We start from the raw sequence: 22,192 nt of genomic DNA, 5'->3' as shown, positions 1-22,192 counted from the left end.
CGCCCGGCCCGTGCGGGCATCGGCCCGCGGGTGGAATCCGGCGGCGGCACGGGTAGGTCTGCGGTCGCATGCCGTCCCCTACGGGATGGACCCGGCGGTTTATTCGTTCGCCCCCGACGGGCTCGGTCGATACAATCGCCGGTCTGCCCGCCTCCCGCACCGTGGTACCGGCGGCCCGCAAGGGCCCGCGCCGGCAGCCGGGGGAGCGCCGCCGACCGGACGGAAACCGGCCGACAGCCGTACGCGCACCTGCTGTGCGTACCCGTGATCGATCCCCGAGCGGACCGCATCGCCCCCGAGCACGACCGGGACGAGGCGCGGTCCGCCGTCCTGCGTTGAAAAGCCGGAGGCAACACCGTGCCCGCGCACGAACCCGAGAGCGACACCACCACCGATCCCCTGGGTCACGAACGCGCCCATCTCACCGCGTCCCGCGCCGCGTTGCGCGCCATGCGCGAGGACGCCCAGGCCCTGGACATCCGCGATGTCACCGCGAACTGGGTCAACGCGGCCGTCCTGCAGGCCCAGATCGACGAGCGCATCAAGTCGCTCGCCGATCTCGCCCACACCCCGCTCTTCTTCGGCCGCCTGGACTATCTGCACCGGGTCGGTGCCGAGCAGGCCGAGGGCGCTGAGGGAGAGCAGTTCTACATCGGGCGCCGCCATGTCCACGATGCCGACGGCGACCCGATGGTCATCGACTGGCGCGCGCCCGTTTCGCAGCCGTTCTACCGGGCCTCCAGGAAGGACCCGCAGGACGTCGGGCAGCGCCGCCGCTTCGGGTACACCGGCGGTGAGCTGACCGCGTACGAGGACGAGCACCTCACCGACCCCGCCGAGGCCGAGCAGACCAGCAGGCTCCTCCAGGCGGAGATCGAGCGGCCGCGTGTCGGTCCGATGCGGGACATCGTCGCGACGATCCAGCCCGAGCAGGACGAGATCGTCCGCAGCGAGCTCGGCGGGACGGTGTGCGTGCAGGGTGGCCCCGGCACCGGAAAGACGGCCGTCGGCCTGCACCGGGTGGCGTATCTGCTGTACGCGCACCGCGAGCGGCTGGCCCGTACCGGCACGCTGGTCATCGGGCCGAACCGGTCCTTCCTCCAGTACATCGAGCAGGTGCTGCCGGCCCTCGGTGAGCTGGCGGTGAAGCAGGCGACCGTCGACGATCTGGTGGCGGCCGGCATCGAGGTGCGCGGCACGGACACGGCGGCCGCCGCCGTCGTCAAGGGCGACGCCCGGATGGCCCAGGTGCTGCGCCGGGCGATCCGTTCGCATGTGACGCTCCCGAAGGAGCCGGTCGTGGTGGTGCGCGGTTCGCGGCGCTGGCGGGTACCCGCGTACGAGCTGGAGGAGATGGTCACCGAGCTGCTGGCCCGCGACATGCGGTACGGGGCCGCCCACGACGCGCTTCCGCAGCGCATCGCGCACTCCGTCCTGGTCCGGATGGAGGAGGCCGGCGAGGCCCCCGACGACCGGGTGCAGAACGCGGTGGCCCGCAACCCCGCCGTGAAGGCGGCCGTGAAGGCGATCTGGCCGGCCGTCGACCCGGCGAAGCTGGTGCTGCGGCTGCTCGTCGACGCGGAGTTCCTGGCCGCCCACGCGGAGGGGCTGCTGACCGAGGACGAGCAGAAGACCATCCTGTGGACGAAGCCTGCGAGGAGCGTGAAGTCGGCCAAGTGGTCGGCGGCGGACGCGGTGCTGATCGACGAGGCGAGCGATCTGGTGGCGCGTACGCACTCGCTCGGCCATGTGGTGCTCGACGAGGCGCAGGACCTGTCCCCCATGCAGTACCGGGCGGTGGGCCGCCGCTGCACGACCGGTTCGGCGACGGTGCTCGGCGACCTCGCGCAGGGCACGACGCCGTGGTCGACGGAGAGCTGGGCGCAGGCGCTGCACCATCTCGGCAAGTCGGACGCGGTGGTGGAGGAGCTGACGGCGGGCTTCCGTGTACCGCGCGAGGTGATCGCGTACGCCTCCAGGCTGCTGCCGGTGATCTCGCCGGGCCTCGCGGCGGTGGAGTCGGTGCGTGAGTCGCCGGGTTCGCTGGAGGTGCGGCGGGTGGCCGGCCCGGCGGAGCTGGACGCGGCGGTGCTCGCAGCGTGCGAGGAGTCGTTGACGCGGGAGGGCTCGATCGGCCTGATCGCGGCCGACGCCCGGGTCCCCGTGCTGGCGGAGGCCCTGACCGCGGCCGGGCACGCGTACCTCTCCCCCGGCGAGGAGACGACCGCCGAGTCCCGCCTGACCCTGGTCCCGGCGTCGCTGGCGAAGGGCCTGGAGTACGACTACGTGGTACTGGACGAACCGGCCGCGGTGGTGGACGGCGAGCCGGACGAACGAACGGGCCTGCGCCGCCTGTACGTGGCGCTGACGCGTGCGGTGTCGGGCCTGACGGTGGTGCACGCGGCGGACCTGCCGGATGAGCTGGCGAAACCCAGCCCTGTCGGCGGACATCCCAGCCCCTCCGGCGTTTGAGGAGCGGAGCCCCCGGTTACGGGAAGGGGCGGGTAGGGGAACAGGCCCGCCGCAGGCGACCACCCGCCCCGCCCCGACTCGCCCCCGCCCACCTCACCCCGCCCCGCTACGCGTCGAGCACCGTCCGCCACTCCCGCACCGCCGCCGCGTCCACCGGCCCCGACCACCCGAGCGGGCGCGCCGCGCCGCCGATGTGCACGGCGTCGATGCCCGCGTCCAGCAGCTCCGGCAGGTGGTCCAGCCGGAGGCCGCCCCCCACCAGGATCTGCGACTCGTAGCCGGGCTCGCCCTTGCGCGCCGCCTCGACCAGCAGCGTCGGGATGCCGTCGTCGACGCCCTTCGCCGAACCGGCGGTGAGGTACGTGTCCAGGCCGGGCAGGTCCGCCAGCTGCTTGCGCAGGGCGTCCCGGTCGGCGGCCCGGTCGATCGCGCGGTGGAAGGTCCAGTGGCAGCCGTCCAGCTCGGCGACGAGGCGTTCGACGGCGACCAGGTCCGGCCGGCCCTCGGCGTCGAGGAAGCCGAGGACGAACTCCTCGGCGCCCTCCGCGCGCAGCTCGCGCGCCTTGGCCACGAGCACCTCGATGTCGCCGGCCGCGAAGCCGTCCGCCACCCTGAGCATCACCCGCAGCGGAATGTCCACCGCCGCCCGGATCTCCGCGAAGGTCGCACAGGACGGGGTCAGGCCGTCCGCCGCCATGTCGGTGACCAGCTCAAGCCGGTCCGCACCACCCGCCTGGGCAGCGACCGCGTCCTCCGCGTCGAGAGCGATCACCTCCAGGACTGCACGGTTGCTCATGGGATCCCAATCCTCCAGGAAGCATCAATAGGTCTAGTCCAATGGCCAGCCTACGGGTCGGTACACCGAGGATGCAGCCTCAATGCCAGGTGAAGATACGTGAGGTCGGGCGCACATCGGGTGATCGAACGCGCACGGTGCGGACCCGGGCGGCACATCCGCCCTTGCGTTTCATAGGGGAGGGGGGTATACCTGAGTCAGCAATGCATACCCCCTAGGGGTATCACCGTCACCGCCAGGGAGGACACCGTGTCCGCGCACACCGCCACAACCGGCACCGGCACCGCCGCAGAGGTCGAGCTCGCGATCGGTGGCATGACCTGCGCCTCCTGCGCGGCCCGCATCGAGAAGAAGCTCAACCGGATGGACGGCGTCGAAGCCACCGTCAACTATGCGACCGAGAAGGCCAAGGTCAGCTACCGGGGCGAGGACATCTCCGTACAGGACCTGATCGCCACCGTCGAGAAGACCGGCTACACGGCGCACGAGCCCGCTCCCCCGGTACGCACCGAGGAGGACGCCTCCGGGACCACGGAGACCGACGAGCTGCGTCCGCTGCGGCAGCGGCTGCTGACCGCCGTCGCGCTCGCCGTGCCGGTGATCGCGATGTCGATGATCCCTGCGCTCCAGTTCGACTACTGGCAGTGGCTCTCGCTGACGCTGACGGCCCCCGTCGTCACGTACGCCGCCTGGCCGTTCCACAAGGCCGCGTTCACCAACGCCCGGCACGGCGCGGCGACGATGGACACGCTGATCTCGGTCGGCACCTCGGCCGCGTTCCTGTGGTCGCTGTGGGCGCTGTTCTTCGGCACGGCGGGCATGGTCGGCATGACGCACCCGTTCGAGCTGACCATCGGGCGGAGCGACGGCGCCGGGAACATCTACCTGGAGGCCGCAGCCGGAGTCACCGCGTTCATCCTGGCCGGGCGCTACTTCGAGGCCCGCTCGAAGCGGAAGGCGGGCGCGGCCCTCAAGGCGCTGCTCGAACTCGGCGCCAAGGAAGTGACCGTGCTGCGCGGCAGCCGTGAGGTGACCGTGCCGACCGCCGACCTCCAGGTCGGGGACCGGTTCCTGGTCCGCCCCGGCGAGAAGATCGCCACCGACGGCACCGTCGTCGAGGGTGCCTCGGCCGTGGACGCCTCGATGCTGACCGGCGAGTCCGTGCCCGTGGAGGTCGGCGTCGGCGACTCCGTCACCGGGGCCACGCTCAACGCGGGCGGCCGGCTCGTCGTCGAGGCCACCCGGATCGGCGCCGACACCCAGCTGGCCCGGATGGCGAAGCTCGTCGAGGACGCCCAGAACGGCAAGGCGGCGGCCCAGCGCCTCGCCGACCGGATCTCCGCCGTCTTCGTACCCGTCGTCATCGCCCTGGCGCTCGGCACGCTCGGCTTCTGGCTCGGCAACGGCGCGGGCCTGACCGCCGCGTTCACCGCCGCCGTGGCCGTACTGATCATCGCCTGCCCCTGCGCCCTGGGCCTCGCCACCCCCACCGCCCTCATGGTCGGCACCGGCCGCGGCGCCCAGCTCGGCATCCTGATCAAGGGCCCCGAAGTCCTGGAGACCACCCGCCGCGTCGACACCATCGTCCTCGACAAGACCGGCACCGTCACCACCGGCCGCATGACCCTGCTCGACGTCCACACCGCCGACAACACCACCGAGAACGACGTACTGCGCCTCGCCGGCGCACTCGAACACTCCTCCGAACACCCCATCGCCCAGGCCGTCGCCGCCGGAGCCGCCGAACGCACCGGCGCACCCCTGCCCACCCCCGAGGACTTCACCAACATCGCCGGCCTCGGCGTCCAGGGCATCGTCGAGGGACACGCCGTCCTCGTCGGCCGTGAGCAGTTGCTCGCCGAGTGGGAGATCCACCTGCCGGTGGAGCTGGCCCGGCGCAAGGCCGAGGCGGAGGCCGCGGGCCGGACCGCCATCGCGGTCGCCTGGGACGGCGAGGCACGGGCGGTGCTCGAAGTCGCCGACGCGGTGAAGGACACCAGCGCGGAGGCCATCGAGCGGCTGCGGGCCCTGGGCCTCACCCCGATCCTGCTCACCGGCGACAACCGGGCGGTGGCCGAGGCGGTCGCGGCCGAGGTCGGGATCGAGAAGGTGTACGCGGAGGTCATGCCGGAGGACAAGGTCGACGTCGTCAAGCGCCTCCAGGCGGAGGGCCGTTCGGTCGCCATGGTCGGTGACGGCGTCAACGACGCGGCGGCCCTCGCCCAGGCCGATCTGGGCCTGGCGATGGGGACCGGCACGGACGCCGCGATCGAGGCCGGTGACCTGACGCTGGTGCGCGGCGACCTGCGGGCCGCGGCGGACGCCATCCGGCTGTCGCGCAAGACCCTCGGCACCATCCGTACGAACCTGTTCTGGGCCTTCGCCTACAACGTGGCCGCTCTGCCGCTCGCCGCGGCCGGGCTGCTCAACCCGATGATCGCGGGCGCCGCGATGGCGTTCTCGTCGGTCTTCGTGGTCGGCAACTCGCTGCGGCTGCGGGGGTTCAGGGCGGCTTCGTAGCGCCGGCTCTCAGCCCGTCCGCACGAAACCGCACCCGGGTTCCCGGCACCGCCTGTGCCGCGCCCGCGAGTGCGGTTTCGTGCACGACACCGACGACCGGGTATCCCCCGGTCGTCGGATGGTCGTTGAGGAACACCACCGGCCGCCCGTCCGGCGGTATCTGGATGGCCCCCAGCACCATGCCCTCGCTCGGCAGCTCCCCCTCCCGCGCACGTTCCAGCGCGGGCCCCTCCGTCCGCAGCCCGATGCGGTTGCTGTGCGGCGACACCCTGTACGCGGCGGTGGCGAGAGTCCGCAACGCCGCGTCCGTGAACCAGGTATGACGTGGCCCCAGCTGCACCGGCAGGACGAGTTCGGTCGGCGCCCCCGGCCACGGCACGACGTCCGGCGCCAGCGGAACGGGCCCCGCAGGCATCCCCAGCGGCTCCACGTCCCCGTCCCGCAGCGGCGCCGGTCCCAGCCCGGACAGCAGATCCGCCGACCGACTGCCGAGCACCGGCTCCGGCACCAGGCCGCCGCGGAACGCCAGATAGCTCCGCAGGCCGCCCTCCGCCGGACCGGCGTCGAGCACCGCCCCCGCCGGTACGGGAACGGGGACGCCCCATGCCACCGGTCGCCCGTCCACCGTGACCCGGCACGCGGCACCCCCCACCACAACCACCGTGGAACGTCTCGGCCTTACCGCACACCCGGTGACCGTGGTCTCCAGTACCGCCGCGTCCGCCGTGTTGCCGACCAGCCGGTTGGCGAGGCGGAGGGCCGGTGCGTCCAGTGCGCCGGCCCTCGGCACCCCGAGGTGTGCCCAGCCGACCCGTCCCGCGTCCTGCACGGTGGTCAGCGCCCCGGCCCGGACCACGTCGAGGGCATCCGTCGCCTCGATCACTCCGCCACCCCTGCCGCCCCCGCCACCACGAACCGCACCCGCGCGCCGGGCCTCAGCAACGCCGCCGGTTCCCGTGCCGCGTCCCACAGCTCCTCGGGGTCCGGCATCCGCCCGATGAGCTGCCACCCGCCGGGCGACGCGCGCGGGTAGACCCCGGTGTACGGCCCCGCAAGAGCCACCGCCCCCGCCGGAACCTTCGTGCGCGGAGTCGCCCGCCGCGGCACATGAAGGTGACCGGGCAGTCCGGTCAGATAGCCGAAGCCGGGCGCAAACCCACAGAACGCCACCCGGAACTCCGTACCGGCATGAATGCCCGGCACCTCGTCGACGCCGACGCCCCACGCTGTGGCGACCTCGGCGAGATCCGGCCCGTCGTAGACGACAGGGATCTCGACCGCGTCCCCGGTCCCACGCCGCAGCGGCGGTGTCCGCCAGGATGTGAGTTCGCGAGCGAACTGCACCCGCGCCTGACGCGTATGGTCCGCGATACCGTCGAGCAGCACGCTTCGTGCACCAGGCACAATCTCCCTTATGGCGGGCAGTTCACCGCGCGCGTGGCGGCGCAACAACTCGGCGTGGAAGGCCTCGGCATGCTCGCCGGAGGACAGCTCGACGAGCAGCGCCTCCCGGCCAACGGGCAGCACCAGCACCTCGGCACCGAATCCGTCCCCGCTCACACACACGCCCGTACGCCAGCGCCCGCCTCTTCCAGCGCCCCGCGGGCCTGGCGGGCCAGCACCGTGGTTCCGGGCTCGCGCGGAAGCCACGGGCGACATCGGCGCTGGTGACGCAGTCGAGCAGCACGTCGTCGGTGAGGGTTCAGTTCCCGAACCCTTCACCGAGGTCCGCGTTGAGATCCACCGGATTGTCTGGACTCATCAGATCCGTCACGGGCGCACATTAGCGATTATCTGACAATCCAACAACGAATGGTGTCGCTCGGCTCGGGGGCAGGGACGACCATACGGTGACCGGCCGTTCCGCCGACCACTCGGCGGGTCGACCGAGCACGTACGCCCGACAGTCAGGGGACCGGGCAAGGCGGCCGACATGGTCGGCAGGGCCGACCGCACAGGCAGGTCGCGGAGCCCCCCGAGACCGTCCGACCCCGAGCTAGGGTCGTCCCATGACCGACAGCTCGCGTGCGAACGGTGCCCCCGGGGCGGACCGTACCGACGACTCCCTCCGTGAGCGCTGGCAGGAGGCGCTCACCCGCGCCCGGAGCGGGGCCGACGGCCCCGCTCCGGCGCCGTACGCCGACAACCTGCTGGCCCGCTGGGCCGAGCCGCAGCGGCGGTACCACACCACCGCGCACCTGGTCGCGGTGCTCGATCACATCGACACGCTCGCCGGGTACGCGGCCGACGCGGACGCGGTACGCCTCGCCGCCTGGTTCCACGACGCGGTGTACCGGCCCGACCGGTCCGAGAACGAGGAGCGCAGCGCGGCGCTGGCCGAGCGCGCCCTGCCGGAAGCAGGCGTACCGGACGGTGTCACGGCCGAGGTGGCCCGTCTCGTACGGCTCACCGTCACCCACGACCCGGCGGACGGCGACGCCAACGGCGAGGTTCTTTGCGACGCGGATCTGGCGATCCTCGCGGCCTCCCCGGGGAAGTACGCGGCGTACGCGGCGCAGGTGCGCGAGGAGTACGGCTTCGTGCCCGACGACGCGTTCCGGGAGGGGCGGGCGACGGTGCTGCGTCAGCTGCTCGGGCTGCCGCGGCTGTTCCGTACGCCGCACGGGGCGGAGCACTGGGAGCCGCGGGCGCGGCAGAACCTGATGACCGAATTGGAGCTGCTCAGCCACTAGGACAGGCCCTGGCCCGCGGCAGCGGGGAATGCGCGGGGCCCGATCGCTGTTGGCAGCTGTCATGCCCGACTCTGCCGCTCGCCGCTCTCGCATGCCCCTGGCCGTATACATCCTGGGTCTCTCGGTCTTCGCCCTGGGAACCAGCGAGTTCATGCTCTCCGGGCTGCTGCCGCCCATCGCCGACGACATGAACGTGTCGATCCCCCGCGCCGGACTCCTCATATCCGCCTTCGCGATCGGCATGGTGATCGGCGCCCCGCTGCTCGCCGTGGCCACGCTCCGGCTGCCGCGCCGCACCACGCTGATCGCCCTGATCTCCGTCTTCGGCCTCGGTCAGGTCGCGGGCGCGCTGGCTCCGACGTACGAGGTGCTCTTCGCGTCCCGGGTGGTGAGCGCGTTCGCCTGTGCCGGGTTCTGGGCGGTGGGGGCTGCGGTCGCCATCGCGATGGTGCCGGTGAACTCGCGGGCCCGTGCGATGGCCGTGATGATCGGCGGTCTGTCGATCGCCAATGTGCTGGGTGTGCCGCTGGGCGCGTTCCTCGGTGAGAACCTCGGCTGGCGGTCGGCGTTCTGGGCCGTGGGCGCGGCGTCCGCCGTGGCGCTGGTCGGGGTGACGACGCTGATTCCGCGCATTCCGCTGCCGGAGCAGAAGCCGCGGCTCAAGCAGGAGATGAGCATCTACCGGGACCGGCAGGTGTGGCTGTCGATCGTGATCACGGCGCTCGCCGCGGGCGGGGTCTTCTGCGCGTTCAGCTATCTGGCCCCGCTGCTGACGGATGTCGCCGGGCTGGACTCGGGCTGGGTGCCGACGGTGCTCGCGCTGTTCGGGATCGGGGCGCTGGTCGGTACGACGATCGGCGGCCGGGTCGCGGACGCGCATCTCTTCGGGGTGCTGATGAGCGGTATCGCGGCCTCGACGGTCTTCCTGATCGCGCTGGCGCTGTTCGCGTCGAACCAGGTCGCTGCGGTCGGGCTCTCGTTCCTGCTGGGCCTTTCGGCGTTCTACACGGCCCCGGCGCTGAACGCCCGGATGTTCAATGTCGCGGGCGCCGCCCCGACGCTGGCCGGCGCGACGACGACGGCCGCCTTCAACCTGGGCAACACGGGCGGCCCCTGGCTGGGCGGCACGGTCATCGACGCGGACCTCGGTTTCGCGGCGACCGCGTGGGCCGGGGCGGCGATGACGGTACTGGCGCTGGCGGCCGTGGTGTTCTCGCTGCGGCTCCAGGGCGGGAGCAGGTCGCGACGGGTGACGGGCTCGCCCGCCGTGGTGGCGTCGGGGGCGTCCGTGAAGGACGGTGCGCCCGTGCAGGACGGCGCGTCCCTGGCGGAGGTGTACACGGACGCGGGCACGTCCGCCGGCTGACGCCGCCCGGCACCTCTGCCCCCGCCGCCCGCGCCCCCGGCACTCCGCTTCAGTTGGCGGGGGCGGGCCGTCCCTTGGGCCGCCGCAGCCCCGCCTCCGTGATCCGGCGGACGAGCTCCTTCGAGCCGACCTCCTTCGCCCCGGCCCGCACCGCGTCCGCGTACCGCGTCTCCGGTACGTCGTAGTGGTCCCGCTCGAACGCGCGCGGCGGGCAGCCGATGGACGCCGCGAAGGCGTGCAGCTCCTCGAAGGAGACATCGCTGACCAGGTGCGACCAGAGTCGCCCGTGCCCCGGCCACTCGGGCGGGTCGATGTAGACGGTCACCGCCGCAGTATCCCGCTCAGCGAACCGACCGGTGCCACGGCCACCGCGGCCTTGGTGCACACCCAGTGCGGGTCCGGGCCCAGTTCGGGTTCGACGTCGAGGGCGTGCGGGTCGCCCGCGTCACAGACCGGGCAGAGCGGCCAGCGCCCGTACCGTTCGAGCAGGGCGTCCTGCACGTCCTGGGCGACGAGACCGACCACGAACGCGGCACCGTCGGGCCACTGCTCGACCCACCAGCGGCGATGTGTCACCGCGTCCTCGACCAGCGAGACGATTCCGGCCTCGGCGACGTCACCTGCGGCGAGATCGGCCATGACCAGCGCACGGGCCGTGTGCAACGCCTGTTCCAAGGGGTTCATCTCCATGGGCCCATTGTCACCCCGCCCACGAACCCGCCTCGCGCGCCCGTCGCAGCCGTTTCCGCGCTGTCGGAGGCCGGGACCAGGGCGGTCGGAGGCAGGGGCCGGGGATGTCGGAGGCAGGGACCAAAGGGGGTTGACGGGCAACCCGGTTGAAAATATCTTTCAAAGGTGACCCATGACCTGAAGGAAAGTTTCAGCGCTGACTCACCGCCCGCCCCGGCGGCCCTCGCGGCCAAGGTTCGTACGCTCGCGCCGTCCATGACCCGTTCCATGCAGCGTGTCGCCGAGACCGTCGCCGGTGACCCGGCCGGCTGCGCTGCCCTGACGGTCACCGGTCTCGCCGAGCTCACCGGCACCAGCGAGGCGACCGTGGTCCGCACGGCCCGCCTCCTCGGCTACCCCGGCTACCGCGATCTGCGCCTGGCCCTCGCCGGGCTCGCCGCGCACCAGCAGTCCGGCCGGGCCCCCTCCGTCACGGCCGACATAGCGGTCGACGACCCGATCGCCGACGTGGTCGCCAAGCTGGCGTACGACGAGCAGCAGACCCTCGCCGACACCGCCGCGGGGCTCGACACCGTCCAGCTCGGTGCCGCCGTGGCCGCCGCCGCCACCGCCCGGCGGATCGACATCTACGGCGTGGGCGCCTCCTCCCTCGTCGGCCAGGACCTCGCGCAGAAGCTGGCCCGTATCGGCCTGATCGCGCACTCCCACACGGACCCGCACCTCGCGGTGACCAACGCCGTGCAGCTCCGCTCCGGCGATGTGGCCATCGCGATCACGCACTCCGGCTCCACGGTCGACGTCATCGAGCCGCTGCGGGTCGCCTTCGACCGCGGTGCGACGACGATCGCGATCACCGGTCGCCCCGACGGCCCGGTCTCGCAGTACGCCGACCACGTACTGACCACGTCCACCGCCCGGGAGAGCGAGCTGCGGCCCGCCGCCATGTCGAGCCGTACGAGCCAGCTCCTCGTCGTCGACTGCCTGTTCATAGGCGTCGCGCAGCGCACGTACGAGACGGCCGCACCGGCCCTCGCCGCCTCCTACGAGGCGCTGGCCCACCGCCACACCCCACGCCCCCGCTGACCGGCCCGCATCCCCCGCACCCGCACCCGCACCCGCACCCGCGGAACCGTACGAGACCGAGAAAGCAGAGCCGCCCTCCATGACCTCCACCACCGACGCCGACCCCACCGCCTCCGACGGTTACGGGGAGCTGCGCGCCCAGCTCGCGACGCTCACCACCGAGGCGTTCCGGCCCGAGCTCGCCGAGATCGACCGCCTCGGCACGCTTGAGATCGCCCGCATCATGAACGGCGAGGACCAGTCCGTCCCGGCCGCCGTGGGCGCCCGGCTGCCCGAGATAGCCGCCGCCATCGACGGCACCGCGGAACGCATGGCCCGCGGCGGCCGGCTGATCTACGCGGGCGCGGGCACCGCCGGCCGGCTCGGCGTGCTCGACGCCAGCGAGTGCCCGCCCACCTTCAACACCGACCCCTCCGAGGTCGTCGGCCTGATCGCGGGCGGCCCGACCGCCATGGTCAAGGCCGTGGAAGGCGCCGAGGACAGCAAGGAGCTGGCCGCCGCCGACCTCGACGCCCTGGAGCTCACCGCCGACGACACCGTGGTCGGCATCTCCGCCTCCGGCCGTACGCCGTACGCGATCGGGGCCGTCGAACACGCCCGCCGGAAGGGCGCGCTGACCATCGGACTGTCCTGCAACGCGGACTCCGCGCTGGGCACCGCGGCGGACCACGGCATCGAGGTCGTCGTCGGCCCGGAGCTGCTCACCGGCTCCACCCGGCTCAAGGCGGGCACGGCCCAGAAGCTCGTCCTCAACATGCTCTCGACGATCACGATGATCCGGCTCGGCAAGACGTACGGGAATCTGATGGTCGACGTCCGCGCCTCCAACGAGAAGCTGCGCGCCCGCTCCCGCCGGATCGTCTCGCTCGCCACCGGGGCGTCCGACGAGGAGATCGAGGCCGCCCTCGCCGCGACCGACGGCGAGGTGAAGAACGCCATCCTCACCATCCTCGGCCAGGTCGACGGCCCCACCGCCGCCGCCCTGCTGACCGCGTCCGAGGGCCACCTCCGGGCCGCCCTCGCCGCCGCCCCCCGCACCACCTGACCCACCGGCTCCACCTCCGCACCCCCGCACAGCAAGGCACCACGCACCATGGCAACAGAAGACAAGAACCGCGCCACCGCCGCCGCGATCCTGCCGCTCGTCGGTGGCGCCGCGAACGTCAGCTCCATCGCCCACTGCATGACCCGGCTCCGGCTGGGCCTGCACGACCGCTCGCTCGTCGACGACGAGGCCCTCAAGGCGGTCCCCGCCGTCATGGGTGTGGTCGAGGACGACACGTACCAGATCGTCCTCGGCCCCGGCACCGTCGCCCGGGTCACGCCGGAGTTCGAACGGCTGGTGGAGGAGGGCAGGGCAACAGCGCCCCGACCGGCCCCCGCCGAAACCGCCGCGGCCCCCGCCTCCGACTCCGCTTCGGCGGACGAACTGGCCGCCCAGGGTGCCGCGATGAAGGCGGCGCGCAAGGCTAAGAACTCCACCCCGTTCAAGCTGTTCCTGCGCCGGATCGCGAACATCTTCGTCCCGCTGATCCCCGCGCTCATCGGCTGCGGCATCATCGCCGGCCTCAACGGCCTGCTGGTGAACCTGGGCTGGCTGGCCTCGGTCACCCCCGCCCTGGCCGCGATGGCGTCCGGCTTCATGGCACTGATCGCCGTGTTCGTCGGCTACAACACCGCGAAGGAGTTCGGCGGTACGCCGATCCTGGGCGGTGCGGTCGCCGCGATCATCGTCTTCCCGGGCGTCGCGAACATCGAGGCGTTCGGCCAGAAGCTCTCCCCCGGACAGGGCGGTGTGCTGGGCGCACTCGGTGCGGCGGTGCTCGCGGTGTACGTGGAGAAGTGGTGCCGGCGCTGGGTGCCGGAGGCACTGGACGTACTGGTCACCCCGACCCTCACGGTCCTGGTCTCCGGCCTGGTGACGATCTTCGGCCTGATGTACGTGGCCGGCGAGGTCTCCACCGCCATCGGTACGTTCGCCGACTGGCTGCTCTCCAACGGCGGCGCGGGCGCGGGCTTCGTGCTCGGCGGCCTCTTCCTGCCCCTGGTGATGCTGGGCCTGCACCAGGCGCTCATCCCGATCCACACCACCCTGATCGAGCAGCAGGGCTACACCGTGCTGCTCCCGATCCTCGCGATGGCGGGCGCCGGCCAGGTCGGCGCGGCCGCGGCGGTCTACTTCCGCCTCCCGCGCAACCAGTCGATCCGCCGCACCATCAAGTCCGCCCTCCCGGCCGGTCTGCTGGGCGTCGGCGAACCGCTGATCTACGGCGTCAGCCTGCCGCTCGGCCGCCCGTTCATCACGGCATGCGTGGGCGGTGCGTTCGGCGGCGGCTTCATCGGCCTGTTCAACCAGCTCGGCGACAAGGTCGGCTCCACGGCCATCGGCCCGTCCGGCTGGGCCCTGTTCCCCCTCCTCGACGGCAACCACGGCCTGGGCACCACGGCCGCGATCTACGCGGGCGGCCTGCTCGTCGGCTACCTCGCCGGGTTCCTCGCGACATACTTCTTCGGCTTCAGCAAGGACCTGCTGGCGGAGTTCAACGTCTCGCAGGAACCGGCCGAATCCACGGTCGCGGCAACGGGCGGCCCGACGTCACCGACCCCCGGCCCGGACAGCCCGGCGAAGGAACCGGCCGGGGTCTGACCCGGAAGCACGCGAACATGGATGAGGGCGGCACCCGACACCGGGTGCCGCCCTCATCGTGTCCGCTCAGACCGGGAACTCATCCGTGAGGAGCGTCGTACCGAACGGCACCGGCAGCGTGAGCGGCTTCCCGAACGGCACCGGATCGGAGTGCTTGTAGGTCCCGTCCTCGTTGGGCTCTAGAGCTTGCCGATCGGGGCCACGTGGACGCCAAGGGTCTGGTGGATCCCCAGATCTTCAGGCAGATCTCTGTAAAGCCTGCGCAGCCGACGATGTCCTGCGCACCCGCGCCGAGGCCGTCGCGGCGACCGTGGACGTACGACCGGACGGCCGGCTCGTCGTTCGGGAGCCGGCCGAGGACCGGGCCCTGGACGCCGGGTCCGGATCTTCCAGGGCGGCACGGTCATCGAGAAACCCCCCACCGCCCCCGCCGGCCTGGAGGCGCGGGCGGCCCGCCTCGCCGGCCGGCCCGAGACCTTCACCGACGCCGGGGGCCCCGGCTCGTGGCGGCTGTACGCCTTCCCCGTCGACGCCCCCGCCCGGCAGGGGCAGGCGCCCACGCGGGCCGGCACCGTCGTCAGCTCGGTGAGCCTCGATCCCTACCGCAGCACGGCGCGCGTACGTGTCCGTCGTGTCGGTTGTCATGGAACGGCACGTTGGCAGGGGCTCCCTGAGAATTTCCTGACTGCGCTCCAGCGGCCCCGGGAGTGCCGACCATGACTTTACGCGTTCGCGACATTACATTGCGTCATGAGTGACCATGATCATCATGGTCTGCCACGCACCGTTGGAGAACCTCGTGCGACACATGTTCACCAAGATCGGGAGCCTCGCCGCCGTCGCGATGCTCGCCTTCACCGCGGCCCCGCAGGCCCAGGCCACCCAGCACGGCGACGGTGCGCAGCGCACCGCCGCCGTCGCGCCCGCGTACTTCGAGATGACGGACATCACCCGGAGCAGGTTCGTCGTGAAGCTGGTGAAGGAGCGCGAGATCCAGCACGCCAGGGACCTGGTCAGCGGCGCCACCGAAGAGGAGCAGCACGTCGTCGGCAGGCTCATCAAGCGCCCGGCCGCGTACAACCCGGGCTGGAGCTTCCACTACGACCCGGAGACGGTCCATTTCTTCGACTACGCCATCGAGGTCTGCGACGCGACCCTGCCGTACGTCGAGGACCACCTCGACGAGGCCGGCGGCGCCTTCCTGCCCGGCCTCTACTTCTGCCCCTGGACTTCGCGGCTCGTACGCGAAGTCCCCGCTCCGTAAGCAGCGTCGACCGGGCCCCATCGGCCCGTTTCGAAGGGCGGCACCCCTCCGGGGCGTCGCCCTTCCGTACATCCACCGCCAGGTCACACCCGGCGTCCCGACGCCGTCATGGCAGCCTCCCCTCCCTGTTGACCTCCCGGACCCGGGCCCGCAGCACCTCCCCCAGTGGAGCCGGGCGCACCGACTCCGGCGGGCATTCCCACTCCGCCCCACCACCCGGCGCCCGCAGTTGGACGTACGGCCCGACGTTGCCCATCACGCGCCCCACCCGCCCGTCCCGGGTGTCCACCGCGAACGACCCCGGCTCGGGCGCGCACGGCTCAAGCCCCTCACCCGTCATGGCCGGCCAACCCCTGCTCCTCCAGCACCACGCTCAGCCGCAGCGCCGTGTCGAGGTTGCACCGGCCGAGGTCGACCAGCGGCGACACGGGGTCGCTCCCCGCACACGACACCGGGTCGACCCGCAACGACGGCAGCGTGATCCCGACCCCCGAGAAACCCTCCTTCAGTCGCGCCACCACATCCTCCGCCGCCCGCACTCTGCCCTCCGCCGTCCTGCGCCGTTCCTTGATCGTCATGGCCCATTCCTTTCCACGCTGAGTAATGACAATGCATACCCAGCGTGTCCAACGCGTCGCTAACCTGGAAGAGGCGCAGAACCAACAACCGCACATGTGTCACAGGGAGTTGTCATGCCGGGTCCCAAGAAGCTCGATCCCTCCGCCTCTCCTCGCGCCCTGCTCGGCGCGGAACTCCGCCACCGCAGGGAGAGGGCGGGCCTCTCCCAGGAGGAGTTGGGGCTCCCACTGTTCGTGAGCGGCTCATTCATCGGACAGCTGGAATCCGGTACGCGCCGGATGCAGTTGGACCAGGCCCGGAAGCTGGACGAGGTCCTGGGATCGGACGGGTTCTTCGAACGGAACTGCGCCGCGCTGAAGAAGTCGAAGTACCCGGACCACTTCGCGGAAGCTGCCGACGCGGAGGCCCTGGCGAAGGCGATCAGGGAGTACGCGCCGCTGCTGATTCCGGGGTTGTTGCAGACGGAGGCGTATGCGCGGGCGGTGTTCCGCGCGTATCAGCCGACCGCCCCGGAGGAGGAGATCGACGACCTGGTCGCGGCGCGGCTGGAGCGTGGCCAGCTCCTCGTCCATCCAACAACGCCGCAGTTGTGGACGGTTCTGGACGAGGCGGTACTTCGACGAAGCGTAGGCGGCCCGGCGGTGATGGCGGAGGCGCTGCGGCACTTGGCATCGCTGGCGCGCCGACACCGGATCATCGTGCAAGTACTGCCGTTCAGCCAGGGCGCACACGCCGCCATGGACGGTGGTCTGAAGCTGATGACGTTCCCCGACGCACCTCCGCTCGCCTACCTGGACGGCCTCGGGTCGGGCCAGTTGCTGGACGATCCGGCACCCGTCGCCCGCCACGAACTGACCTACGATCTGCTTGTGGCCAGCGCATTGTCACCGGAAGCGTCCCTGGCCCTTATCGAGTCGGTGGCGGAGGATTACGCCCATGAAGCTCAGCAGTTCTGACTACAACCTGTCCACCGCGACTTGGCACAAGTCCTCGCACAGCGGCGGTGAGGGCGGCAACTGCCTCGAAGTCGCCACCTGGCGGAAGTCCACGTACAGCGGTGGTGACGGCGGCAACTGTCTCGAAGTCGCCGACGGTCACCCCGGCATCGTCCCCGTGCGCGACTCCAAGGTGACCGAGGGGCCGACACTCGTGTTCCGGGCCGCTGCCTGGACGTCGTTCGTCGCGGACCTCAAGAACGCCTAGCCTCCGCCTCGGCCTCCGCGCCCGCCTTCCGGGCCGTGGCGGCGACGCCGTGTTCCGCACGACGACCACCGCCCGGGCGCCGAGCCCCAGGACAATGAACATCGCGACCCTGCCGACCGCCTGATCGGCCCCGAACTGCCGGGACAGTCCGTACATCGCGTCGGCCGCGGCGAGAAGGACCAGGAGGAGCGCCGCGGCCGGCCGCCGGGATCAGGCCCGTGTGTTGACGCTCACCGGCCAGGAGCCCTGAGGAGGCACCCAGCCCTGGATGGCGGCGGGGATGCCCACGCGCGTGCTGCAGTTGATGACCTGGAAGTGCAGATGCGCCCCGGCCGCCGCACCCGTGGCGCCCGACCAGCCGATGATCCGGCCCTGCGGGACCCAGTCACCCGTGTTGTAGATCGCCTTGTTGAGGTGCGCGTAGTGGGTGCACTGGCCGTTCGGGTGGCGGATGATCACCTCGATGCCGTTCTGCCAGTACGGCGACCAGTTGGAGACGAGGACCGTGCCGCCCTGCGCGGCGGAGACCTCGTAGTTCGCCGGGAGCCCGAAGTCCCAGGCGTACCGGTTGTACGCGTCGGTGTGCGAGTACCCGCCCCCGTTCCCCTGGGTGACCATGTACGCCTCGCCCGCCGGATAGGGAAGTTCGTAGTAGTAGTCGACGGCCGCGGCGGGCGAGGCCCCCACCAGTCCGACCCCTGCCACCATCAGCACCGCGCCCGCCATTGCGGCGATACGGCCAAGCACTCTCCTGGTGTTGCGCACTGCACGCCTCCCATTGGGTGTCCGATCCAGACCCGGAACACAGTTGCCCCAACTACCGCCCCGAACAAGCCAGTTGGCACACAGCTGCCAGCCGTGCGCATCCGTGGGCGATGTCCACCCACAGAACATGGAAAAGAAGGGCGGGAATCGCTCGATTGGGTGGAGGTTTCAGGCCATACATGCGGTTTGGGTGAGGAATGGCCCCTCCGAACGCGATCATTCGGCGGTGATCTCAACATTCCGGACGGCTCACCGTCCCAAGTCACTGCGCACGGCAGGGTTCGGCGCGCTCGCCGTACTGACTCTGCTTCCCGCGATCCCGGCCGCCGCCACCCCCGCGAAGGACCCGTCGCCGCGTCCCGCCGCGCATGCCCTGCCCCGCCCCGTCACCCCGGCCGAGGCCCGGACCTCCGCGCACCTCGCCTCGTTGCAGGACAGGCCGGACAGGCTGAAGTCCTTCTTCAAGGCACTGCCCAAGGGCGGTGACCTCCACAACCACCTGTCGGGCGCCGTCACAACGGAGTACCTGATCCAGCTCGCGGGCGAGAAGGGGCTGTGCATCGACGCGACGACGACGGCCGTGGCGCCGCCGTGCGGGGCGGGCACCAGGCCCGCGATCGACGCGCAGAACGACGCCGCGTTCCGGCAGCGGATCATCCGGGCCTGGTCCATGCAGGACTTCCCGGCCGACCAGTCCGGGCACGACCACTTCTTCGACACGTTCGGCAAGTTCGGCCTGGCCACCGCGTACACCCGCGGCAAGATGCTCGCCAATGTGGCCAACACCGTGGTCGAACAGAACCAGTTCTATCTGGAGACCCTGGTCACCCCCGCGTCGGACAGCGGCAGGAAGCTTGCCGACAAGGTGGGTTACGACGCCGACCTGGCCGCCCTCCACCGCAAGCTCGTGGCCGACGGTCAGCTCGACCGGGTGGTGGACGAGGCGGTCCAGGAGGCCGACGACACCGATGTGCAGTTCCGGGAGGCCGCACACTGCGACACGGCCCGCCCCGACCCGGGCTGCCGGCTCCCCGTCAGGTGGATCTCCCAGGTGTCCCGGGGCAGCTCCCCGGCACGGGTGTTCACGCAGATGGCGGTCGGCATGCGACTGGCCGAGCGCGACCCGAGGTTCCTCGCGGTCAACCTCGTACAGCCGGAGGACGGCGAGAGCGCGCTGACCAACTACAGCCTCCAGATGCGGATGCTGAAGTACCTGCGCGGCCAGTACCCGGACTCCCACCTCACCCTGCACGCCGGTGAGCTGGCCCCCGGCCTGGTCAAGCCCGAGGACCTGACCTTCCACATCCGCGAGGCCGTGCTCGTCGCCGGAGCCGAACGCATCGGCCACGGCGTGGACCTGGTCCACGAGGACGACTGGCGGCAGCTGGCCCGGACGATGGCGCAGCGCAAGGTGGCCGTCGAGGTGCCGTTCTCCAGCAACAAGCAGATCCTCGGCATCGCGGGCGACGACCACCCGTTCAACGCCTACCGCCGCTACGGCGTCCCGATCGTGCTGGCCACCGACGACCCGGGCGTCTCCCGGATCGACATCAGCCACGAGTACCAGTACGCGGCCAGGACCTACGGCCTCGGCTACGTCGAACTGAAGGACCTGGCCCGCGCCTCGCTGGAGTACGCGTTCCGGGAGGGCCGCAGCCTGTGGGCCACCGGTTCCGCCCCGTCCGGCTACCGTCCGGTCTCCGCCTGCCGGGGCAACCGGCCAGGCACCGACCACCCGAGCGCGCGCTGCGCCCGCTATCTCGCCGACAACCCGAAGGCGGCGACCGAGTGGCGCCAGGAGGCGGCCTTCGCCACCTTCGAACGCAACAACCGCTGAGGTCGCGACACCCGCTGAGCGCGACAGCTACTGCCCACGGCTGCCGCTGAGCGCGCGACAAGCACTGAGCCGGGCCCGGCGCTTGAGCCCCGGGCCCGGTCGTATCTCTGCTACTCGTCGCCGTCGCCCGGCTCCGCCGCCCACAGATGGCTGAGCGTGCCGAGCACCAGTCGGCAGACATCGTCCGGGTCGGCGCCGGCCAGGGGTTCCCAGGCAACGACCGTCCGCATCAGGCCGATTCCCAGCAGCCAGGCCATGGCGAGATCCGCCCGCAGCGCGCCGTCCGGAGCCCCGGAGAGCCCGGCCAGCACGCTCCGGTACTCCTCCCCCAGCTCCCGCAAGGTTCCGGCCGCCTCGTCGCCCCGCCCGACCGACCGCAGATAGACCTCCAGGGAACGGTCCTCCGCCCCCTCCGCGCTACGGGTCAGCATCGAACGCAGGGCAGTCTCGAAAAGCTCCTCGGGCGGCGTCGCCCGCAACTGCTCCAGCCCGCCCAGCGCGACAACCTCCGTCAGCAAACCCCTCTTCGAGCCGAAATACCGGAACAGCAGGGCCTGATTGGCCCCGGCTCGCGCCGCGATGTCCCGGACCGTCGCCCCCTCGTAGCCCCGCTCCGCGAACAGGTCGCGGGCCGCCTCCAGCAACCGGCGGCGGGTGGCAGCAGCGTCCCTGCGGCGCTCTTCGGACGGCGGGACGGCAGCGGGCTCCATGGCGGGCATTCCTCTCGGACGGCCCGTCAGGATAACGGCCGTAAAGCGTCGTTGACTGCCCGCGAGGGCCGCTCCTACCGTTGTAAGCAGCTGCTTACATCCGGGAGGCCGCAGTGACGACCGCAGACATCGCACCCCTTGCCTACCCCTTCAACACCCCCGACGGACTCCAGCTCGCCGAGGCCTACGAGCGCGTCCGCGAACGGCCGGGCCTCTTACGGGTCCAGATGCCGTACGGCGAACCGGCCTGGCTCGTCACCCGCTACACCGACGCCCGGCTCGTCCTCGGCGATCAGCGCTTCAGCCGGGCCGCGGCCGCCGCGCACGACGAGCCCCGGCAGTCCGAGGGACAGCGTGACGGCGGCATCCTCGGCATGGACCCGCCCGACCACACCCGGCTGCGCTCCTTGGTCGCCAAGGCGTTCACCGTCCGCCAGGTCGAGAAGCTGCGCCCCCAGGTCCGGGAACTGACCGCCGGTCTCCTCGACGAGATGGAAACGGCCGGACCGCCCGCCGACCTGGTCGACCTGTTCGCGCTGCCACTGCCGGTCGCCGTGATCTGCCGCATGCTCGGCGTACCCACCGAGGACCGGCCGCGCTTCCGCGTATGGAGCGACGACGCGCTGTCGACCAGCTCCCTCACCGCCGAGGAGTTCGAGGCGAGCCGCGAGGAACTGCGTGCCTACATGGCCGGGTTGATCGACCAGCACCGTCGCTCACCGCAGGACGACCTGATGACGGCGCTGATCGAGGCCCGCGACGGCGGCGACCGGCTCTCGGAGCTCGAACTCATCGATCTGTGCGTGGGCATCCTGGTCGCGGGCCACGAGACCACCGCGTCGCAGATCCCCAACTTCGTCCTCACCCTGCTGGACCACCCGGACCAGCTCGCCCGGCTCAGGGCCCAGCCCGAACTCGTCCCGAACGCGGTGGAGGAGCTTCTCCGCTTCGTTCCCCTGGGCAGCGGCGCCGGTCAGCCCCGGTACGCCACCGAGGACATCGAGGTCGGCGGGACCCTCGTCCGCGCCGGCAGCCCGGTCCTGGTCGCAGTCGGCGCCGCCAACCGCGACGCGCTGCGGTTCGCCGCGCCGGGCGTGCTCGACATCGCTCGCGAGGGCAACCAGCACCTCGGATTCGGCCACGGGGTCCACCACTGCCTGGGCGCCCCGCTGGCCCGGCTGGAACTCCAGGAGGCGCTGGCCGCCCTCATCGCCCGTTTCCCGGACCTGCGCCTGGCAGGCGACGTGACCTGGAAGTCCGAGATGCTGGTGCGCGGCCCGCGCGTCATGCCGGTGGAGTGGTGACCGCCATGACCTGGAACGTACGTGTCGACCCCCAGCTCTGCCAGGGCTCGGGCATGTGTGCCGGGACCGTCCCCGAGGTGTTCGCCCTGGACGGTGAGCACGCCCGCGCCCGGACCGACGCGGTCGAGCCGGACGAACTGGTCCTGGACGCCGCCGACATCTGCCCCGCCCTGGCGATCACCGTGCACGACGGGAACACCGTCATCGGACCCCGCCGCGACTGACGCCGCGACGACTGATGGCCGATGGCCGATGGCCGATTC

Annotated in this window: 22 protein-coding genes; 13 read left to right on the top strand and 9 right to left on the bottom strand. The window is 71.7% G+C overall.

Going from position 1 to position 22,192, the window contains the following annotated elements:
- The first annotated feature begins 357 nt into the window (after positions 1-357).
- Positions 358-2,472 carry a UvrD-helicase domain-containing protein gene (locus ABZY11_RS00355; protein WP_356476947.1) on the top strand — a complete coding sequence of 705 codons (2,115 nt, stop codon included), beginning with the start codon at positions 358-360 and terminating at the stop codon, positions 2,470-2,472.
- Positions 2,473-2,578: 106 nt separating this feature from the next.
- On the opposite strand, the gene ABZY11_RS00350 is transcribed toward ABZY11_RS00355, so the two are convergent.
- Positions 2,579-3,268 (bottom strand): copper homeostasis protein CutC, encoded by a 690-nt coding sequence (locus ABZY11_RS00350; RefSeq protein ID WP_356476946.1) that lies wholly within the window; start codon positions 3,266-3,268, stop codon positions 2,579-2,581.
- A 249-nt stretch (positions 3,269-3,517) separates the two neighbouring features.
- Between ABZY11_RS00350 and ABZY11_RS00345 the strand changes: the two genes are divergently transcribed.
- The gene (locus ABZY11_RS00345) at positions 3,518-5,788 is read left to right on the top strand and encodes a heavy metal translocating P-type ATPase (protein ID WP_356476945.1); all 2,271 of its coding nucleotides are present in this window, start codon (positions 3,518-3,520) and stop codon (positions 5,786-5,788) included.
- Here ABZY11_RS00345 and ABZY11_RS00340 read toward each other — a convergent pair.
- Together ABZY11_RS00340 and ABZY11_RS00335 are read right to left on the bottom strand one after the other, a co-directional pair.
- Positions 5,772-6,671 (bottom strand): biotin-dependent carboxyltransferase family protein, encoded by a 900-nt coding sequence (locus ABZY11_RS00340; protein ID WP_356476944.1) that lies wholly within the window; start codon positions 6,669-6,671, stop codon positions 5,772-5,774. The two genes, ABZY11_RS00345 and ABZY11_RS00340, sit on opposite strands and share 17 nt — an antisense overlap.
- The gene (locus ABZY11_RS00335) at positions 6,668-7,348 is read right to left on the bottom strand and encodes an allophanate hydrolase subunit 1 (RefSeq protein WP_356476943.1); all 681 of its coding nucleotides are present in this window, start codon (positions 7,346-7,348) and stop codon (positions 6,668-6,670) included. Before ABZY11_RS00335 ends, ABZY11_RS00340 begins: the two co-directional genes overlap by 4 nt.
- A 449-nt stretch (positions 7,349-7,797) precedes the next feature.
- Between ABZY11_RS00335 and ABZY11_RS00330 the strand changes: the two genes are divergently transcribed.
- Both ABZY11_RS00330 and ABZY11_RS00325 read left to right on the top strand, forming a co-directional pair.
- Positions 7,798-8,481, top strand: coding sequence for a hypothetical protein (locus ABZY11_RS00330; RefSeq protein ID WP_356476942.1), 684 nt, complete (start codon positions 7,798-7,800; stop codon positions 8,479-8,481).
- A gap of 91 nt (positions 8,482-8,572) precedes the next feature.
- Positions 8,573-9,847: a Cmx/CmrA family chloramphenicol efflux MFS transporter gene (locus tag ABZY11_RS00325; protein ID WP_356476941.1), complete on the top strand. Its 1,275-nt coding sequence runs from the start codon at positions 8,573-8,575 to the stop codon at positions 9,845-9,847.
- A gap of 49 nt (positions 9,848-9,896) precedes the next feature.
- Here ABZY11_RS00325 and ABZY11_RS00320 read toward each other — a convergent pair whose 3' ends face one another.
- Together ABZY11_RS00320 and ABZY11_RS00315 are read right to left on the bottom strand one after the other, a co-directional pair.
- Entirely contained in the window at positions 9,897-10,172 is a 276-nt protein-coding gene (locus ABZY11_RS00320) for a DUF4031 domain-containing protein (RefSeq protein WP_356476940.1), read from the bottom strand.
- Entirely contained in the window at positions 10,169-10,537 is a 369-nt protein-coding gene (locus ABZY11_RS00315; RefSeq protein ID WP_072487914.1) for a hypothetical protein, read from the bottom strand. The genes ABZY11_RS00320 and ABZY11_RS00315 overlap by 4 nt, the downstream gene beginning before the upstream one ends.
- Before the next feature lie 165 nt (positions 10,538-10,702).
- Here ABZY11_RS00315 and ABZY11_RS00310 point away from each other — a divergent pair, with 165 nt between their 5' ends.
- The 4 genes from ABZY11_RS00310 (at position 10,703) to ABZY11_RS00295 (ending at position 15,531) form a co-directional block, all read left to right on the top strand.
- A complete protein-coding gene (locus ABZY11_RS00310; protein WP_356476939.1) occupies positions 10,703-11,620 on the top strand; it encodes a MurR/RpiR family transcriptional regulator in 918 nt (305 codons plus the stop codon).
- A gap of 79 nt (positions 11,621-11,699) precedes the next feature.
- On the top strand, positions 11,700-12,665 hold the full coding sequence (gene murQ, locus ABZY11_RS00305; protein WP_356476938.1) for an N-acetylmuramic acid 6-phosphate etherase: 966 nt from the start codon (positions 11,700-11,702) through the stop codon (positions 12,663-12,665).
- Positions 12,666-12,713: 48 nt separating this feature from the next.
- Positions 12,714-14,267, top strand: a complete 1,554-nt coding sequence (locus ABZY11_RS00300; RefSeq protein ID WP_356476937.1) for a PTS transporter subunit EIIC — start codon at positions 12,714-12,716, stop codon at positions 14,265-14,267.
- Between the two features lie 760 nt (positions 14,268-15,027).
- Positions 15,028-15,531, top strand: coding sequence for a calmodulin-binding protein (locus ABZY11_RS00295; protein WP_356477072.1), 504 nt, complete (start codon positions 15,028-15,030; stop codon positions 15,529-15,531).
- 106 nt (positions 15,532-15,637) lie between these two features.
- Here the strand turns inward: ABZY11_RS00295 and ABZY11_RS00290 are convergent, their stop codons facing one another.
- The gene (locus ABZY11_RS00290) at positions 15,638-15,871 is read right to left on the bottom strand and encodes a hypothetical protein (protein WP_356476936.1); all 234 of its coding nucleotides are present in this window, start codon (positions 15,869-15,871) and stop codon (positions 15,638-15,640) included.
- Positions 15,861-16,109, bottom strand: a complete 249-nt coding sequence (locus tag ABZY11_RS00285; protein WP_356476935.1) for a hypothetical protein — start codon at positions 16,107-16,109, stop codon at positions 15,861-15,863. The genes ABZY11_RS00290 and ABZY11_RS00285 overlap by 11 nt, the downstream gene beginning before the upstream one ends.
- A 114-nt stretch (positions 16,110-16,223) precedes the next feature.
- Here ABZY11_RS00285 and ABZY11_RS00280 point away from each other — a divergent pair, with 114 nt between their 5' ends.
- Together ABZY11_RS00280 and ABZY11_RS00275 are read left to right on the top strand one after the other, a co-directional pair.
- A complete protein-coding gene (locus ABZY11_RS00280) occupies positions 16,224-17,066 on the top strand; it encodes a helix-turn-helix transcriptional regulator (protein WP_356476934.1) in 843 nt (280 codons plus the stop codon).
- The gene (locus tag ABZY11_RS00275) at positions 17,047-17,313 is read left to right on the top strand and encodes a DUF397 domain-containing protein (protein WP_356476933.1); all 267 of its coding nucleotides are present in this window, start codon (positions 17,047-17,049) and stop codon (positions 17,311-17,313) included. The genes ABZY11_RS00280 and ABZY11_RS00275 overlap by 20 nt, the downstream gene beginning before the upstream one ends.
- A 210-nt stretch (positions 17,314-17,523) precedes the next feature.
- Here ABZY11_RS00275 and ABZY11_RS00270 read toward each other — a convergent pair whose 3' ends face one another.
- A complete protein-coding gene (locus tag ABZY11_RS00270; RefSeq protein ID WP_356476932.1) occupies positions 17,524-18,060 on the bottom strand; it encodes a M23 family metallopeptidase in 537 nt (178 codons plus the stop codon).
- A gap of 244 nt (positions 18,061-18,304) precedes the next feature.
- Here ABZY11_RS00270 and ABZY11_RS00265 point away from each other — a divergent pair, with 244 nt between their 5' ends.
- On the top strand, positions 18,305-19,915 hold the full coding sequence (locus ABZY11_RS00265; RefSeq protein ID WP_356476931.1) for an adenosine deaminase: 1,611 nt from the start codon (positions 18,305-18,307) through the stop codon (positions 19,913-19,915).
- A gap of 110 nt (positions 19,916-20,025) precedes the next feature.
- On the opposite strand, the gene ABZY11_RS00260 is transcribed toward ABZY11_RS00265, so the two are convergent.
- A complete protein-coding gene (locus tag ABZY11_RS00260; protein WP_356476930.1) occupies positions 20,026-20,625 on the bottom strand; it encodes a TetR family transcriptional regulator in 600 nt (199 codons plus the stop codon).
- A 113-nt stretch (positions 20,626-20,738) separates the two neighbouring features.
- On the opposite strand from ABZY11_RS00260, the gene ABZY11_RS00255 reads away from it, so the two are divergent.
- Both ABZY11_RS00255 and ABZY11_RS00250 read left to right on the top strand, forming a co-directional pair.
- Positions 20,739-21,929 carry a cytochrome P450 gene (locus ABZY11_RS00255; RefSeq protein WP_356476929.1) on the top strand — a complete coding sequence of 397 codons (1,191 nt, stop codon included), beginning with the start codon at positions 20,739-20,741 and terminating at the stop codon, positions 21,927-21,929.
- Between the two features lie 5 nt (positions 21,930-21,934).
- Positions 21,935-22,153, top strand: a complete 219-nt coding sequence (locus ABZY11_RS00250; protein ID WP_356477071.1) for a ferredoxin — start codon at positions 21,935-21,937, stop codon at positions 22,151-22,153.
- Positions 22,154-22,192: the final 39 nt, after the last annotated feature.

This window comes from Streptomyces sp. NPDC006510, from assembly GCF_040611955.1.
Classification (GTDB): Bacteria; Actinomycetota; Actinomycetes; order Streptomycetales; family Streptomycetaceae; genus Streptomyces.
This window is presented reverse-complemented; position numbering and strand designations above follow the sequence as displayed.

Coding starts and splice junctions, on each gene's coding strand:
- ABZY11_RS00275 (WP_356476933.1), top strand. CDS start 17,047: ATGAAGCTCAGCAGTTCTGACTACAACCTGTCCACCGCGACTTGGCAC.
- ABZY11_RS00330 (WP_356476942.1), top strand. CDS start 7,798: ATGACCGACAGCTCGCGTGCGAACGGTGCCCCCGGGGCGGACCGTACC.
- ABZY11_RS00290 (WP_356476936.1), bottom strand. CDS start 15,871: ATGACGGGTGAGGGGCTTGAGCCGTGCGCGCCCGAGCCGGGGTCGTTC.
- ABZY11_RS00280 (WP_356476934.1), top strand. CDS start 16,224: ATGCCGGGTCCCAAGAAGCTCGATCCCTCCGCCTCTCCTCGCGCCCTG.
- murQ (WP_356476938.1), top strand. CDS start 11,700: ATGACCTCCACCACCGACGCCGACCCCACCGCCTCCGACGGTTACGGG.
- ABZY11_RS00295 (WP_356477072.1), top strand. CDS start 15,028: ATGATCATCATGGTCTGCCACGCACCGTTGGAGAACCTCGTGCGACAC.
- ABZY11_RS00285 (WP_356476935.1), bottom strand. CDS start 16,109: ATGACGATCAAGGAACGGCGCAGGACGGCGGAGGGCAGAGTGCGGGCG.
- ABZY11_RS00325 (WP_356476941.1), top strand. CDS start 8,573: ATGCCCCTGGCCGTATACATCCTGGGTCTCTCGGTCTTCGCCCTGGGA.
- ABZY11_RS00260 (WP_356476930.1), bottom strand. CDS start 20,625: ATGGAGCCCGCTGCCGTCCCGCCGTCCGAAGAGCGCCGCAGGGACGCT.
- ABZY11_RS00250 (WP_356477071.1), top strand. CDS start 21,935: ATGACCTGGAACGTACGTGTCGACCCCCAGCTCTGCCAGGGCTCGGGC.
- ABZY11_RS00300 (WP_356476937.1), top strand. CDS start 12,714: ATGGCAACAGAAGACAAGAACCGCGCCACCGCCGCCGCGATCCTGCCG.
- ABZY11_RS00350 (WP_356476946.1), bottom strand. CDS start 3,268: ATGAGCAACCGTGCAGTCCTGGAGGTGATCGCTCTCGACGCGGAGGAC.
- ABZY11_RS00315 (WP_072487914.1), bottom strand. CDS start 10,537: ATGGAGATGAACCCCTTGGAACAGGCGTTGCACACGGCCCGTGCGCTG.